This window comes from Nocardia sp. NPDC049707 (genome assembly GCF_040674855.1).
Lineage (GTDB): Bacteria > Actinomycetota > Actinomycetes > Mycobacteriales > Mycobacteriaceae > Nocardia.
On sequence record NZ_JBFANN010000080.1, the window covers coordinates 1 to 16,272 of the forward strand.

Annotated in this window: 14 protein-coding genes and 1 pseudogene; 4 read left to right on the plus strand and 11 right to left on the minus strand. The window is 64.2% G+C overall.

Translation table 11 applies throughout. The features are described from left to right. The 10 genes from AB0J29_RS35770 to AB0J29_RS35815 form a co-directional block, all read right to left on the minus strand. Positions 1–273 (minus strand): hypothetical protein (locus AB0J29_RS35770; protein WP_364795427.1); only part of this gene is annotated, 273 nt, incomplete at its 3' end. Then, positions 270–1,178 (minus strand): hypothetical protein, encoded by a 909-nt coding sequence (locus tag AB0J29_RS35775; protein WP_364795430.1) that lies wholly within the window; start codon positions 1,176–1,178, stop codon positions 270–272. The genes AB0J29_RS35775 and AB0J29_RS35770, both read right to left, overlap by 4 nt. Positions 1,179–1,229: 51 nt before the next feature. Next, entirely contained in the window at positions 1,230–3,707 is a 2,478-nt protein-coding gene (locus tag AB0J29_RS35780) for a hypothetical protein (protein WP_364795432.1), read from the minus strand. Between the two features lie 77 nt (positions 3,708–3,784). Next, on the minus strand, positions 3,785–6,313 hold the full coding sequence (locus tag AB0J29_RS35785; RefSeq protein ID WP_364795435.1) for an ATP-binding protein: 2,529 nt from the start codon (positions 6,311–6,313) through the stop codon (positions 3,785–3,787). Next, entirely contained in the window at positions 6,313–6,840 is a 528-nt protein-coding gene (locus AB0J29_RS35790; protein ID WP_364795438.1) for a hypothetical protein, read from the minus strand. The genes AB0J29_RS35785 and AB0J29_RS35790 overlap by 1 nt, the downstream gene beginning before the upstream one ends. Further along, entirely contained in the window at positions 6,837–7,097 is a 261-nt protein-coding gene (locus AB0J29_RS35795; protein WP_364795441.1) for a hypothetical protein, read from the minus strand. Before AB0J29_RS35795 ends, AB0J29_RS35790 begins: the two co-directional genes overlap by 4 nt. A gap of 18 nt (positions 7,098–7,115) precedes the next feature. Continuing rightward, positions 7,116–8,162: a conjugal transfer protein gene (locus AB0J29_RS35800; RefSeq protein ID WP_364795460.1), complete on the minus strand. Its 1,047-nt coding sequence runs from the start codon at positions 8,160–8,162 to the stop codon at positions 7,116–7,118. A gap of 77 nt (positions 8,163–8,239) precedes the next feature. Continuing rightward, complete coding sequence (locus AB0J29_RS35805; RefSeq protein ID WP_364795443.1) at positions 8,240–9,391, minus strand: GAF domain-containing protein; 1,152 nt, start codon at positions 9,389–9,391, stop codon at positions 8,240–8,242. A gap of 314 nt (positions 9,392–9,705) precedes the next feature. Next, a complete protein-coding gene (locus tag AB0J29_RS35810; RefSeq protein WP_364795445.1) occupies positions 9,706–10,599 on the minus strand; it encodes an ROK family protein in 894 nt (297 codons plus the stop codon). Between the two features lie 55 nt (positions 10,600–10,654). Continuing rightward, the gene (locus AB0J29_RS35815) at positions 10,655–11,104 is read right to left on the minus strand and encodes a hypothetical protein (protein ID WP_364795447.1); all 450 of its coding nucleotides are present in this window, start codon (positions 11,102–11,104) and stop codon (positions 10,655–10,657) included. A gap of 266 nt (positions 11,105–11,370) precedes the next feature. Between AB0J29_RS35815 and AB0J29_RS35820 the strand changes: the two genes are divergently transcribed. Then, positions 11,371–12,072 (plus strand): MerR family transcriptional regulator, encoded by a 702-nt coding sequence (locus AB0J29_RS35820; RefSeq protein WP_364795449.1) that lies wholly within the window; start codon positions 11,371–11,373, stop codon positions 12,070–12,072. A 299-nt stretch (positions 12,073–12,371) separates the two neighbouring features. Next, positions 12,372–12,944 carry a hypothetical protein gene (locus tag AB0J29_RS35825; protein WP_364795452.1) on the plus strand — a complete coding sequence of 191 codons (573 nt, stop codon included), beginning with the start codon at positions 12,372–12,374 and terminating at the stop codon, positions 12,942–12,944. A 5-nt stretch (positions 12,945–12,949) separates the two neighbouring features. Here the strand turns inward: AB0J29_RS35825 and AB0J29_RS35830 are convergent, their stop codons facing one another. Continuing rightward, positions 12,950–14,485: an AMP-binding protein gene (locus AB0J29_RS35830; protein WP_364795455.1), complete on the minus strand. Its 1,536-nt coding sequence runs from the start codon at positions 14,483–14,485 to the stop codon at positions 12,950–12,952. A gap of 259 nt (positions 14,486–14,744) precedes the next feature. Here AB0J29_RS35830 and AB0J29_RS35835 point away from each other — a divergent pair, with 259 nt between their 5' ends. Both AB0J29_RS35835 and AB0J29_RS35840 read left to right on the plus strand, forming a co-directional pair. After that, entirely contained in the window at positions 14,745–15,341 is a 597-nt protein-coding gene (locus AB0J29_RS35835; protein ID WP_364795458.1) for a TetR family transcriptional regulator, read from the plus strand. A 107-nt stretch (positions 15,342–15,448) separates the two neighbouring features. Beyond that, a pseudogene (locus AB0J29_RS35840) lies at positions 15,449–16,272 on the plus strand (cytochrome P450); the annotation flags it as partial.

Consider the following 16,272-nt stretch of genomic DNA (forward strand, 5'->3'; position numbering starts at 1 on the left):
CGGAACGGAACCACCCTGACCCGCTTGCCCCTGCGGCGCCGCAGGTGCACCGTTCTGACCCGGCGCCGCCGACGAACCATTCTGCCCCGGCGACGTACCGGATCCCGGATTCACCGGACCGGTGCCCGTGCGCGGCGCGGCCTTACGCTCTTGCTTACCCGACCATGGCGTTACCGGGCCGGATTGTGAATCACCCTCTCCCCCAGCACCTTCGGTCTGCTCGTCGACAACTTCGACCTGGTGGTCCGCAGGCCACACCTCCGAGCTCGTCACGCCCCACCCCCTAGCACTCGCTTGATGCGGACGTCACGGCCGGTCGGCATCGACTGCTCGACAAACCGTCCGGAATAGGCATCATAAGTCATGACTTGTGTTGCGCCGAGGGCGATTCCGGTCCGAGTGGGCGCGTTGCTGCGGTAGTCCCAGAAGACCAGATCACCTGCCGACACCGCGGCGGGATCGACCCGCTGTCCGCACGCTGCCTGGGCCGCAACGGTTTTCGGAAGTACGATAACCGCTTTCCCGATACTCGACGATTGCCCGCACGCGACCGCCGCCGATCCCGGCTGCGCCGATGTACCCTGCGCGGGCGGTGCCGCGGGTTCAGTGTTGTCCGGTGGTTGCGCCGTCGCATTGCAGCGTCCGGTCACCGCGGCGGCCGAGGCCTGATAGATCACAACCCGCGTCAGCCCGGCCGCACTCGAAGGGCCACTCGGCGCACCATCGGCACTTCCCGCCGACGCTTTCAGCGCGTGATTGATCGCCAATTCGCGGGCACAGTCACCCAGCAATCCGCTCATGGTCGTCTGCAGCGGCGGCAGTTGATACGGCGCGGTGCGGATCGCACTCGCGCAGGCGCGCTGCCAGTCCGAGGCAGTCCTATCATCCGGTGCCACAGTCAATTCCGCGTATGGGTTGACGGTAGGCGCGGTAGAGGGCGCAGCACCCGACCCCGAACCGGAGGCAGCGGTTGCGCGGGGTGTGGTGGTCTCGGTCTGCGATGGGTCCGGACCTACCGCACTGTCGCATTGGTAGTGCAGGTCGGCCGAGATGGCCGAGGTCGTGCCGCCGACCACCAGTACCAGGAGGACGAGCACCGTGCCCAGCCCGGACACCGCTGCCAGCAACACCCACGCCCAGGCGGGAACCATAAAGAGGAACATCAGCCGACCGATCATCGAATACCTCTCCGCCCGAACAAGCGACTTCACCTTCCCATGGACGTATACCTACTGCCCCAGCAACTTGGCCAGCCCTCCCAAATTTCGCCGGTTCCAATTCGGATTATTTGGGTTGGTGCCGCGCGGTGTCACCGAACCAATCGTCTCTCCGGTACCACCATTAGCCAGATCATCTGTCCTGATGGCGTGGTAGGCAATGTCCCTGAGCTTACGCATGTTTTCCGGATCGGCTATATCACCCACCACATTTTTTCTCACATCACCCACAACATTTATGCTGGCCGTTTCCAATTTCTTCGCATACTCGTTCTTGATCCACTGTTTCATTCGTTCCGCCTCAACGACGCTTACCGACGCCCCATTGGCACCCGCAGTGGCCAAGTACCTCGCAGCGTCGGTCTCGGGTAACGTTTTACCACCTATCACCGCGTTCAGAGCCTCCATCTTCGCCCTGGTCTCCTCGGGATTATCGGTCATATATTTCTGGACGAAATCGAGCATCGGATGGCGGCCACTTGGATCATGGTCATCCAGGATGACACCCCCCGACCTGATCCTGCGTAATTCCCGGACCGACTGCCGCATGGTCCCGAAATGAGCCGCAGCCTCGTCGGCGCTAGCTGTTCCGTCGATGACCATGCGTGCAGAATTCTGGGCGTGCCGTATCGAAGCAGCTACGAAAGCCAGGTCGGCATCCTTGAGTGGCTCGTTGCCGGCAGCCTTGCTGATGATCTGACGCGAGCGAGCCGCGAGCAGCGCTCTGTCTCTGTTCTTCGCACCGCCGCCGAGCATGGCCGCGAATGAATCGGTCGCAGTGCCACCGGCATCGATAACCCCTTGCACAGCGGCGGCGTTGCCCAAGACGGTGTCCAATCCGCCATACGCTTCGGCTTCTCGTGCGGCATTAGCGACAAACAGTTCTCGGTTCAGAAGGGACTGGGCATACGTGCCGGTCTCCCCACCGAACCCGTCCATGTTCCACACCGAGGCCTGGGCCGCCGCCATTTTCTTCTTCATTCTCGACTGAGGACGCCAGGAACCCGGGAGTCCGCCCATCGCCCATTCGGTCAGCGGCGAGTTCGCGATGGTGCCCGCCCCAGCGAGTAGCGTCATCATTCCCAAGCCGGGCATCTTATGGCTCGCGCCGAATTGCCCCATGCCGAGAGCAGTCCCTCCGCCGCCCCCACCCCCGCCGGCTCTGGCACCACCATTCTGGATGGCCAACGCGAATCGGTTCGCAATCCAGTCGTTGCCCTTCTCCAGACCCGCGTTGAGGCGCTTCAACTGGAAGATGGCGACGATTTCCACGATCGCGCCGATGACGAACACCGACATGACCTGACCGCGCGCCTGGCGGAACAATTCGCCGATGAACAATTCGTAGACGCCGAGAAATATGACGAACACAGCCATGCGCCCGGCCGATACGAACCCGTGCACAACACAGCGAATGGTGAATGTCTGCGTCGGCCCGTACACGAATCCGCCCGCGGCGAATCCGAATATCGTCATGAATCCGTAGTAGATCGAATCGAGCGCGGCCCAGATGACCTTGATGGCCAGGACTGCGCCGAAAACCAATAGCACCGTGCCGGACACCAGCAGAAGAATTCCGGCACCGATTTGACCGACGCTCGGGTTATCAGCCGCCGAATATGCGGCGGCGTCCCCGCACGACTTCATCCCGTTCTTGACCCGCTCGTCGTCACCGGCCATGACGCCGGCCGACCAGGCCGCCTTGCAAGACGGCCGGTCGTCCACCACGTGCCCGAAGTTCCACACCTGCAACGGACGTCGGGCGAAGTTGTCCGCCATATCGGACTGCATCGTCTGGATCAACTGGTTCGGATTCGGATTGCTATTGCCGTTCAAACCGGCCGCCACCGAAATCCCCAGATTCCGGCCCTGTGCCAGCAGTCCGTCCGGCGACAGCACCTCGGCCAGCGGCTCGGCCAGGAACAGCGGCCCGAGTATCGCCACTCCCACCATCATCACGACCTGCATCGAGGCCTTGGAGAAATAGCCGCGCACGATGAAAACGCCGACAGGGATCCCGCCGATCGCTACTGCGGTCACCAGCATGATCGGTGTCGCGATCTGGCCCGACAGCGCGTCAGCCACGCCTTGCAGTGGCTTGCTGACAATGTTCAGCCACCCGAAATCCAGGGTATCGGTGGGTAGCCAGATCGCGGTGACCGTGATGACCAGCCAGATGGCGAACAACACGATGATCAGGAACGACATCACGATGTTCCCGGGGCTGAAGATTCCGCCACGGTTGGTGGCGAACAGATAGCTCGAGAGCTCTACTCCCGACGAATCTTTGATCCGCATCCAGCTGAGCGCACTATTCGGCGCGGACACGCTCGCCGTGCCGGTTTGCGCGGTCGCCATCACCGCCATGATGCCTGGGCAGATGAACAGCACGACAAGTGCGATGAGCGACCAGGTGATCCAGCGTCGACGGCGCGTCGCGCCGATCCACTTGCGGAATCGCCGGAATACCGCTGACGGTCGCCACTGCACCGGATCGAACAGCTCCGGCCCTGCCGCCGTTTCGAAGTCGGACAATTGTGGCCGATCACCACGACCGGCGCCGAACCTCACCGGACTGCCTGTCTCTCCGGTGCTGCATTGCGCGTGGCCCCGCCGGCGTTCGGCGTGCTGGTAATCGCGGCGGCGCGATCGATCCGGGCCGGCCCGAGCACCTTGCCGCGGCCGATTCGGTTCAGTGCGTCACGCATGAACATCTCACCACGGCGTTCCTCGGGCACCTGACGACCGGCACCGACCGGCGGGGAGGTCTCCTCCCGCAAGACCTGCAGCAGAAACGGCGCTTCCTCCAGATCGACGCCGAGCCATTCCAAACTGTTGCGGGCCAAGGTCTCATCGCGCTGACGGAAGACGAACCGGTTCGGGATGAGATTGTGCGCCGCGCCCTGGAAGTCGGTAGCCGGATCATGCGAGGCCAACCCGATCGCGGCCAGGTGCTTACGGCCGTCCCGGCTGAAGTCCGAGGTAACCGCGGATCCGACCTGGGTCTGTGTGAAATGGTGCGCCTCATCGCCGACCAGCAGCCCGAATCTGCCGTTATCGGTGAGGAATGCCTCTCGTGCGGCGACACCGACAAGTTCGTACAGCGCGGTTCCGAGTCGTTTCGTCAGCGGCAATCGGTTGTACAGATGTGGGGTGGTGAGCTCTTCCGCGGTCGGCAGCGCCAACTGGTGGCTGCGGACGACCGTGGCAGCGGCATTGAGCCGCAATGGTTTCAGCGATGGGTCGAACAGCACCGGCACCCGCTCGACAACCGTGCCGAGGCGCGCGGCCAGGTCGGCGTACTCCTCCTGATTGCCGGGCTGATCACGCAGTCGCCGCACGACATGGAAGAGATCCAGCAGACTGCGGATGCCGTGTTCGGCAATGCCACGGGCGGTCAGCAGATTGCTCGCGGCGGCACCCGCACCGGAGGTCGGCGACAGATCCAGCAGCGGCAGGATCGAGTCGAGTGCACGCTCGCCGGCGATTCTGGGTTCGAACATCCGCAGCGGATCCAACGACACCGTCGGGTTCGCCAAATCGATGACGACGGCATTGTCGATCGCGGCGGCGAAATGCGCCCATTCACCGACTTGACTGCGGTCGATGGCCAGGAACTGCCCGCCCATATCGTGCACGAGCACTGCCATGAGCTTGAGGAAATACGACTTGCCCGATCCGAGTTCGCCGGTGACCGCGAACGAAGCGGACAGATCGTGCAGCGCGGCCTCCATGATGCCGAAGTGGATCGGCTCGAATTGGCCGGACAAAAGATTGATCCCGATCACCGGGCCACTGTCGTCGCCGATCTGGCTGGTGATGAACGGGACGAAACCGGCCCACATATCGGAGGGCACGATATGCGCGAAATCGTCGAACGCCCGCCGCGGCGGACTCCCTGGCACCAGCATCGACCACAGATCGACCTGAGTGCCGAGCGGGGCCGTCATATCGACCTGGAACCGCTTGTAGCGGCGCTTGAGCGTATTGACCGCGTCCATGGTGACATCGCGCGAGGGCCCGCCGATAGCGATGACGGTCGTGAAGGACACCTCCGACTCGCCGCCGTTGACCTCGAAATGCTGGTTGTATTCGCCCAACATCTGTGCTTTCGAGGTCAGCGTATTCTGCGCGAACGACACCTCTTGGTCGCGCTGATCCATCTGCTCACCGAGTCGGCGCAGGCTCAGCTCGTTATTCTTGAGTACTTGGTCCGCGGGTTTGGTCGACACCCGCATCCCCCAGTCGACCGTGACGTCGCCGAGACCCTCCAGCACATTCAGGAATTCGCTGCCACCGGGAAATCGCATGCCCGCGTAGGGAAATGAATGCGGGGTGAGCATCGCCTGATAGGACGGCCGATACTCGTAATCCGGTTGCACGACCTTGATCACCGGGACGAACGATGGCCGGATCCGCCGGTTGCTGTCGGCCTGGGCGCCCTCGTCGAGCGCCGCCGAGGAGAACACCGCCGCTGTCGCGTCATCCAGGGCGCCGACTCTAGTCGGGGCCACCGGATCACCGGCCGCGCCGCGCGACAGGTAGTGCTCCCACAGCCATTGGAACAGTGCGGCGGGCACCGGCATCGGATCGAAATCGCCGCCGATCCGAGACAGGATCTCGTTCGCCTTATCGTCATAGGCATCCAGATCCGCGCGCGATATGGCGGTCGCATCGATCGTCGTGGTGCTACCTCGCCACATACGCGACAGCGACGAAATACCGGAGTTCGCCGTGCCGACCGGAATTGTCAGCAAGTAGATCCGGGTCTGCGGTGCGATTGCGCGGACACGCTCGTACGAGGCGACCACCTCGTCGGCGTAATCCTCGCATTCGTCGAGATCGACGCCCTCCACCATCTTGGTCAGCACATCGATCGTATTGAGCCGCGCCTGGATGCCGAGCAACAACGAACCGGCCGGCAGGCTGTTGATCAGCGCATGGTGGGCCATTTTCACATCGTGCTTGTCACTCGCTTTGCGCAACCCGTAGCCGAGCGGGTTGATGAAGTAGGTCGCGGTGACCAGGCCCGTATGGGTGAATTGCAGATTTCCGCGAATCGCGGCGGTGGGCTGCAAATCTCGTCCGAATGCCATCAGCGGCTCCCTTCCGATGCTGGGCCACCGTTGCCGTTGATCCAGCTGCGCAGGTCCTTCCCGCTGCTGCCGACGCCGATCACATCGAGCAACCGGACATCGGGTTTCGTGCTCTGCGCCGCAGCGGTCGGGCGGTCCGGCAGGACCACGACGACGGACTCTTCGATGAACATGGTGTGGCGCGCCGAATCGGCGTTGACCGGCATGCCGGATGCGGACACCGGCTTGCGATAGACGAGGAGCCGCCCCACCCACAGCGCCCGAGAAGTCATCCGGACACCGGTATACGGCACCAATCCGACGGCGAAGACGACCGCGATCGTCAGCACCAGACCCATTACGAAAGTGACCGCCGGATTGACCGGAAGTGCCATCGCGCACACCGAGGTGATCACCATCAGCACCACCGCGGACGCGACTTGCGGCAGCGTGTACGGCCCGAAGGGCAGCTTCTGCCCGTTCTGGGCCTTGCCGATCATCGTGGGGACCCGCTTGATCGGCGTGAAGACCTTGATCACCTGGGTCATCGATAGCCACCGATGGGGTGATCGGGAACGATGGTATTGGCGTCGGTGCGCGCGTAGTTGACCAGTGTCGGGAGTATCCAGAACAGGACCGCGGCCAGAATTGCCGATCCGGCGACGGCGAGGATCTTCGCGGGCGAGAGCTTGGATTTGGCCGCCTCGGATATCAGCACACCCATGCTGAGGATGGTGATCAGGATCAGGCCCGCCCAGCGGACGAACATCAGGACGTTGTACAGGATGGCGCTCAAATTGCCCACGGCCGTGCCTCTTTCGTATCAGTTCTGGGTAGCCCGCGGAATCTGCACCGTGGTCGACGGCACCGATGTCGTCGAACTGGGCGCACTTGCGTGCGAGTTCTGCTGGTCGGCGATCACGGCAGGCGGGTTGGTCATCGCGGGGACGGCATCGACCGACTGCACCTGCCACTGGCCACCGTCGCGGACCATGGTCAGCGGATAGGCGAGCGTCGCGGCCGCTCCGCTGTCGGCCTTGGGATTGACGGTGACGAGCACCTGCGCGTGCGAACGCGCTGAGCCACAACTGTTGTCGTCCGAGGTGACCGCGACGGTCTCCACGGCGGTGAACGGGGCCGGGCGCAGTGCGACGATACCGGCGTCCAGGGTGATGTAACGGCCTACATCGCCGTTACCCGTCAGATAGGTGGTCAGAAAGCCCGAAGCCACTTGCGCGAGCGGCGTTTCCGCCGTGCACGGCGAGGAGTACGCCTGCGCCAGATCGGCGCCCCGACTGGGCGGTTCGACCAGGGCGGGCAGCGCGAGCGCCCGCAGTCGACCGTTGAGCACCGATACCCCGACCCGATAGAACTGGCGAGCGTCCGAACCGGTGTTGTTGTTGGCGGCGGTGCCGGTGGTACCGGTAGAGCTGGTGGCACCGGGGGCGGATTTACCCATCCGGACCGATACGGTCACCGACCAGATCTCGAGTGTGTCGAAGCTCCCCACCCGCGCTACGTACACAACGGCGGGATCGGATACCTGCTTGGCCGCCGCGGGCAAGGTGATCTGCTGCGCATTGGATCCGACATATTCGCCGAGTCGATCCTGTTGTCCGGACACAGAACTCAAGTAGGTCACAATGAACTGCTGAGCGAAGGAGCCGGCCAATTGCGCGCGGCCGATGGTCGCGGGCGTCGCACTGTCGGATGGGGGCGGCGGATCCGCGGCGAAAAAATCGAGGATCGCGTGCCCGCCACCGAGAAGGGCCAGCACCGCCAGCACCGCGACGATCACATTGTCGCGGCGGCGGCGTGCGACCATTCGGCGAAGTAATTCATCGCCCGAATCCGCCGATCTGCCAACCATTGTCCGCACTCCCGAAATGGTAGAGAGCACCATCATTTCCAGCCCCCGCCATCGTTCCCAATGATGGGGACAGCGGGTCAGTACACAGGACTACGTTTCAACCGATGCGCGAGCCGATACTGCAGCTGATCGTCGTACCCGATCGGCGCCTGCCGCTGCGGAGTTTCCAGCGAGTGGCGCCCGGATTCCAGCATCGGCATGTCATCAGCCACGCGCACCAGCTGGGCGATCGCGAGTTGCCGACTCGGATAACCCGGATACGGATACAGCAGCAGCGACGTCGGAGTGTAGCCACCACCGTAGTTGAGGGCCCGCACCGTGACACCCGCCGTATCACCGGATTCCAGCCGATCACTCAGCGCCATCAAACGGACGCGGTCATCCGGATGGAAGACGTCCATCGGCCGGAACAGATAGTCCCACCGAATCCAGGGCGCCGGATCCGTGAGCCAATGCGAGATGCTGGCGCGCTCGGTCTGGATGATCGCCAGATGAGTTCCGGCCCGCCGGTGGGCTTCGCGCAATCCGACTCGTTCCAGCGTCGGCCACTCCGATTGCTCTTTGTCCGAGGTGACATCTTCGATCAACAACCACGCGCCCTGTGTGCGAGCGTCATCGCGGGCCCGGATACTGATCCGCCACCGCCCCGGCCGCTCGGGACCATCGGTCACCGTGACATCGAACTGAAGTTTGTCACCGGGCTTCGGACTGTAGAGCAGATCCAGGACCTCGGCATGTCGATTGAAGCCCGAGATCCGATGGAACAACTCCGCGATCGACATCACCGGCACGTGCTGCTCGGCCGAATTCCCCGTCAACCGGGTCGCGCCGATCGGTTGCTGAATGGTCTGGGTATCGAGGTCCCAGATCGCGCCCACCGCAGGCGGTAATTCGGGGCAGGCGACTGCGGCGGAGCCCACCCACAAACGGACCGCGTGCACATCACCGCCCGGTCCGAACACCGGTCGTATCCGCAGCGCGTGCGGACCCGAACCGGTCGCGAGCGTCAGATCCACATCCTCGGCTTCGTCGCGCGCCGTCCGGATCGCATCGATCAGGCTCCGGGTCTTCAGGCTGTCATAAAGCGCCGGGGTCCGCGACAGCAGCCGCTGCAGCACTCGCTGCCAGTCGGCGAATCCACGCGGCGCGTCCCCCACCGACGCCACCGACATCGCTTCAGGCGTCAACGTCTCGATCGTTACCCAAGGATTTACTGCGCCACTTGTCATCGCACTTGCCCGTACCAGCCGTTCGTCGGAAGCCGCCACCTGTGTGTGACATGAACAATGTACCGCTATATAACGGCTCGTTCAACAGGCTTTGGTATGTTGACATCGGATGCAGTCTGCATGACAGTAGCCACCTCGAAGTTCACCGGGTGGTCTTTTCTTAACATACGCTTAAGAACGCGCGCATAGACGCCAAAATTTCCGCGGCTCAGCGCAGTTCGCGCGAGCTGCGGCAAATCACCGAACAAAGCCTGAGACCAGCGAAGAAAGCGCTGGTCTCAGGCCCTGATTCCACCCCCGCAAACCGCGACGGGCTAGCCCTCCCCCACCGTCAGCGCCAGCACACCGGCACCCGCCAGCACACCGACCTTGCCGAGTTCCGATGGCACAACCCGCAATCCGGTCAGATGCCCGAGTCGGGCATGCGTCGCGACAGCAGCGCCGAGCGCCTTCCATAGCGATGTGCCCGGCGCCGCCATCGCGCCGCCGAGGACGACCAGATCCAGGTCGAGCAGTGCAGCCACCGAGGCGATCGCGCGGCCGAGCGCCGTTCCAGCTCTGGACAACGCGGCATCGGCGAGTTCGTCACCCGCACGCGCCTGACCGACCAGATCATCGACCGAGGTGCCTTGCCAGCCTTGTGCGCGAGCCCAATTCACCGCTGAGATTCCGCCTGCCACCGCCTCCAAGCAGCCCCGCCCCCCGCATTCGCAGCGCTCATCGAAGCCCGGCACCAGTACATGGCCGAGGTTTCCCGCGTTTCCGGTCCGGCCGACCACCACGAAACCACCGACCATGACCCCGGCACTGATCCGGTCCGAGACCATGACCGCGACGGCATCGAGCACATCGTTCAACGCACCGAAATTGCGCTCGGCCAAGCCCAGGCACACGCCGTCGAGCGCCAACTGGACGATGGCGCCCGGAAACAGCTTCTCCACCGCCGATACGAGCGCGAAACCCGTCGCCCACTCGGCGATTCCCGGCGGCGCCACCACACCGGCGGCCATATCGAGCGGGCCGATCGAGCCGATTCCCACCCGGGTGACATCCTCACCCCCAGCAGCCTCGAGCAGCAGGTCACGGCAGCTGTCCCAGGCCGCACGGGCCGGGATCGGGGCGCGCCGGATGTCCTCCTCGCCGACGTCGTCGGCTACCCGACTGACCGCGAAACCGTCCGCCCCGATCTCCAGAGCCAACATCGTCATGAGTTACACACCGCCAGAATAGAGTCCGTCGTCAACAGGTGGACGAAAGCATAAGTCAGTGCGCGCCGGTTCCGGTCGGCTCGAGCCGACGACCCAGCACTATGTGGCGCCGCGGCGCCGCAGGAATCGGATCTGCGGGCGCGGGACGCGAACCGGTGCGGATGATCCGCAGCGGCCGCTTGTGGTCAACGGGTGTAATGCGATGGCGGTCCAGATCAGCGACAACCTTGCCCGCGCTGTCATAGGGCACTCCGGCCCAGATCATCGCGCGGGGGCCGGTACCGCGCTCGGTGAGCGTCTGCGCCAACTGTTCGCATTTCGCGAACACCGGGCAGCTGTCGCAGACTCGCATTGCCGCACGCCACGAGTCCGGAGTGCCGACGTCCAGATCCCAGTCGTCGGGACCGTCCGCGCAGGGTGGCCGATGGGTCGACCCACTCGGAAGCGTCGAAACCTTTGCCGGCGCAATGGTTTCCAGGACGAAGGAAGATTGCGTGATGCTCATAGCCGTCTCCGGGGATGCCGAGGGCGCGCCAACTCCGTTGTGCGGGCCCACTGGTCGGGAGGTCATCAGGGCTGCTCAACAGTCCCCGGAAGGCCAGCGGTGATTGCTGGCTCACGAACGTTAACCCACGATCGGCCCCCTCGGCAATCGTTTCTGCCGCTAGTTAACGGCACGTTGACCAACATGTGATCCTGACGTATCGTTAGTTAACGGTACATTTGTTCGCGGGCCATCCGCTAAGGGGCGAATTGTGGTTTCCTATGGATATGGCTGTTGAGTCCGAGTACACGATCGACGAACTAGCGCGGGCGGCTGATACCACCGTGCGAAGCGTCCGCGTGTACCACGAACGAGGACTCCTACCCTCCCCCGATGTCCGGGGGCGCATCGGCTATTACGGGTCGGATCACCTCAACAGATTGCAGACGATCAGTCGTCTGCTCAGTCGGGGCATGAAGTTGAACGGGATTCGGGAACTGCTCGAGGCCTGGGATCGTGGTGACGGATTGGCGGAGGTGCTCGGTGTCAACGACCAACCCGGCTCCGAGCCGACTACGGTCGCCGCGTCCGGCACCGTCCGCACCCTACGCACGCACGCGCCCCCGAGACTTCCGGAATACGTGCGGCAGGCGCTCGCCGCCAGCGGCGATCCGCATGAGGCCTACCGGGTGACCAACCCGCGCTGCGGTGATCTGACCACCCGACTCGTCGATGCGGGCATTCCGACGCGCGACGCCTTCGAACTGATCGAGCGGCTCAGAGCCGATTGCAATCAGATCGCCGATCAGTATGCGACCCAACTGTTCTACTTCCTGGCGGGCCAGGCCTACGAACAGTCCGGGCGCACACCGAGGGATCGCGCCAAACTCGAATCGGAGTTGGCGATCGCTCGGCTGATCGCCACGCGCGCCACGTCGGAGCTGATCGATCAGGCCTTCGCCAGACATTCCGAGTTGCCGCCGAGCTGATATCGAATTCGTACGGGTCGTGGCGCGGATTTTCGCGGCGCAAACGCGTATCGGTGTCGAACAATGACATGCAGCCGTTGCCGACATGAATGTGATGTGAGGCCGGTAACCTTCGCTGGGTGCCATACGGATTCCATACGAATCACGATGAGCCCAAGGGGTTTTCGGTGTTCGACCGAACATTGTGTTTGGATATGTGTTCGGGCGATCGGATAATCTCGTTGGCACGCGGCTCAGGGCGAGTAGGACAGACTGCCCAGCGGCGCCGAATAACGGCCCGGCTGCTGGTCGGCGTATTTGTGCTGTTCGTTGTTCCGATGACGCTCGGCGCGGTGGCGACGGCGCAGACCGGGCCCGATACCACCGGATCCTCGACGATCGATGCCATCGGCTGGATGAATGTCCGGGATTCACACGGGGTGCCGCTGGCCAATTATGTCTTCGCGACGAATCACGTGAATGTTTTGCACCCCGGGAATGCGGCATTGTCGACCGTGCTCGATCTGGAATTCGCGAGATTCATGGGCATCGAGGTCACCAGCATCTGGGTTATCGACTACGTGGTGAGCTTCCGCTGGCTCGATCTGATCGCAGCGCCGTTGACCAAGGTGGCCGATACGCTCGCCGTACAGGTCGGTGCGCGCGTCATCCTTGTGCTAGCGGTGACCGTCGGCGGAGTGCCCGTGGGCCGGTTCCTCGTTCGCGGATACTTCTCCAAGGCCACACTTCAGATCGTGACGATGATCGGTGTCGCACGGTTCAGCGTGCCGCAGCCTCGTCAACGTGCATCTCAGCTCGGAATACCTGGCCCCGCCCAGGGCGAGGATTTCGCGGCGGCATCCGGAATTCACCTGTCCGGAACCACTCGGTGAGAGTGTCAGCCCACCGTGAACAGTTGTGCCGCCATGCGGCGGCTCGGCTTTCCGTTGGGCAGATGCGGCAACTGGGTAACCATGCGGATCTGGCCCGGAATCTGGTGGTCGGCCAGGTGCGCGTGGCAGTGCCGCATGATATCTCGTTTGGTGGTCTCAGAGCCCTTGCGCAAGCGGACGACTGCCGCGATGTCATCGCCCAGGCGGGGATGCGGTACCCGGGTCGCGAGCGACGAGACGACGTCTGGATGTTCGTCGAGGGCGGCTTCCACGTCGACCGGGGCCACCGCATGGTCGCCGCGGTGCGCGATTTCGCTGAGCCGGCCCAGGATGCGCAGGCGGCCGTCCTCTTCCCGGCGCGCCACGTCACGGGTTCGCAGCCAGCCGTCGGCGGTGAAGGCCGCCGCGGTGGCCGCGGGATTGCCGACATATCTGCTGAACAGTGCCGTGCCGCGGACCTCTAGTTCGCGCCCGCCCGCGATTTCGTCACCGGCCAAACGGAATTCGACACCGGTCGGGGTGCCGACCGTACCGGGTACCCGCTCCCACGACGGCGGATCGGCCGCCGCCTGGTGACTGGTTTCGGCGAGTTCCAGGGCCTCCACGACCGGGCAACCGAGCAGCCGTTCCGCACGCTCGGCCGCGCGGCGGGACAGCGGGGCCGAGGCAGTGCGCAGAAAACGCATGCCGCGCGCCCGCTTTCGCGATGCCGCCAGTCCGGCGGTGATACCGGCAAGCTGCATCGGCATCACGGTGAGCCAGGTCGGCGCCGCCGCATCCAGCAGCTGGTTCGTTTGTCGCGCCTCGCCCGCGGCGGGCAGCACCATGGTGCACCGGCTGCGCAGTGTTGCCATCAGATTCGCGAACAGGCCGTGGCTCTGCGCCCATGGCAGCAGCGCAATGGTGCGGTCGTCTGGAGTAAGTGCGAAATGGTCTGCGACAGCGGCGATTCCGGCCGCGATATTGGCCTCGGACAGTGCCACCGCCTTCGACGCTCCGGTGGAGCCGGAGGTGAACAGGATCAGCCGGTCGCCCTCGTGCACCGTGGGCGCGGGCGCGATCGGCACCCAGCCGCTGCGCTGCGCGGGCGGAGCAGGGATCCATTCGAGCTGCGCAGGGGCCTCGAACGGGTTGCGCCACAAGAGCGTTGGCGAATCGACGGACGTGCGGGTCGGCGCCACCACCACCCGGGGCCCAGCAAGTGCGAAAATCTGCTGTTTCTCCCGCGGGCTGAGCCGCGAATCCACCGGCGCGAATACCGCACCGATATTCCAGACGGCCGACATTACGGCAACGAAGGCAGGCGAATTCGGTAGTTCGGCGACCACCACGTCACCGGCACCGACGCCATTTTTCTTCAAACACCGAGCAACAGTCTCGGCCCACGCCTCTAGCTGACCGAATGACAAGAGCGGATCGGCGTCGGCGGAAACAAGAAACGGCCGATCGCGGACATCCATCGAATTGCCCTTCCCTATGGCGCGGACGGAATCCCACTCCCGTTGCGGAATTCGAGATTCCGCAATCGGGAGTGGGGTCACGAACGGCACCCATCGCAGGTCGCGGCAGCTATCCCCGGCACCTCCCGGCAAGGGGAACAAGAGGTGAGCAATGGAACCCGAAGGGCTGCGCGACCAACGCCTTCCGCATCGTGACGTATCCAGCACCACATCGAGGTCCAATTCTTAGCGGTGCCAGGTGCAGAACAGTACTGCCACAACACCATCGCTTGCACAATCCCCGTTCCCATTTTTGGGAACGCGACTTACGCTGCACTGTCTCGGATCAACCGGAGGGTGTATGTCTGATCAGTACGAGCCCGTCGGCCGCAAAAGAGATGCGGCCGCTACGCGACTCGCGATATTGGCGGCGGCGCAACAACTGTTCGCCGAACGCGGCTATGAGCGCGCCACGGTACGCGAGATAGCCGCGCGCGCCGGGGTGAATCAGGCGCTGCTGTACCGATACTTCGGCAATAAGGACGAGCTGTTCCGTGCGTCGATAGCCGATCGCGGCAGGCGCGTGCTCGAGGAGGGACCTGCCGAGGCATTGCTCGGCCGCCTACTGATACGCGCTCTCGAACCGACCGGCTCTGCGGCACAAACACATTGGCTACAGGCGGCATTGCGCTCCAGCGGACATGACGAGGGTGCGGCCGCGGTGCGGCGGGAACTCGGCGACGAGTACGTGGGCGCGCTCTCCGCGCTCACCGATGGACCCGATGCCGAGTTGCGCGCCGATCTCCTGCTGGCCTGGTTGCTCGGCATCGGTTTGGTTCGCTCGGTACATCGTCGAGATCCGTTGGCCAGCGCGGATCCGGCGGCGGTTGCCGAGTATGTACTGCGGGCCGCGCGCGTGCTGCTGGAACGGGTCGATGTGAAATTTCCACCACCATAACGGGATTCAACCGTTGACCGGCCACCACGTGCTCCCTACCATCAGTTGTAAGCACTCGCTTACATCACTCGGGCGCCTACCGTCCGCGTAGCGGAAGGGGAGATCTGATGAGGGCAACATCGCGAAGCGATTCGATGCGGGGTGGCGATCGGGCGACGGGTAGGCCCGTCGACCACGAGGTGCGCAGTTACCCGTTCCGCGCACCGATCCGGCTGGATATGGATCCACTCTTCGCACGGCTGCGGCGGGAAGAGCCGATCAGTCGCGTACGACTCCCCTACGGCGGCGATGGCTGGCTGGTCACCCGCTACGAGGACGTCAAACAGGTCCTCGCCGACCCGAGATTCAGCCGCGCCGCGGCGGTCGAACGCGAGGATATTCCGCGCACCACACCGGAACCCGCGCGCCGCAATGCACTGCTGAGCATGGATCCGCCGGAGCACACCCGGCTGCGCAAACTCGTGGTCAAGGCCTTCACCGGCCGCCGGGTCCAGGCATTGCGCCCGCGCGCCCAGCAGATCGTGGACGAGCGGCTCGACGACATCGAGCGATCCGGCCCGCCCGCCGATCTGGTGCGACTGCTGGCGTTGCCGCTGCCGGTCACGGTGATCTGCGAAATGCTCGGCGTTCCACCACACGACCAGCACCGGTTCCGGGAGTTCTCCGATACGGTGCTGTCCACCACCGCGCATACCCGTGCGGAGATCAGCGCCGCACGCGCGGGCCTGGAGGCTTATCTCGCCGAACTGGTGGCGCAGCGTCGCGAGCAGCCGACCGATGATCTGCTCGGTGCGTTGGTCGCCGCGCGCGATGACGAGGACCGGCTCAGCGAGGCGGAGTTGGTCAATCTGGGTATCGGCTTGCTCATCGCGGGCCACGAGACCACGGCCAATCAGATCGCCAACTTCACCTATGTGCTGCTGACCGAGCG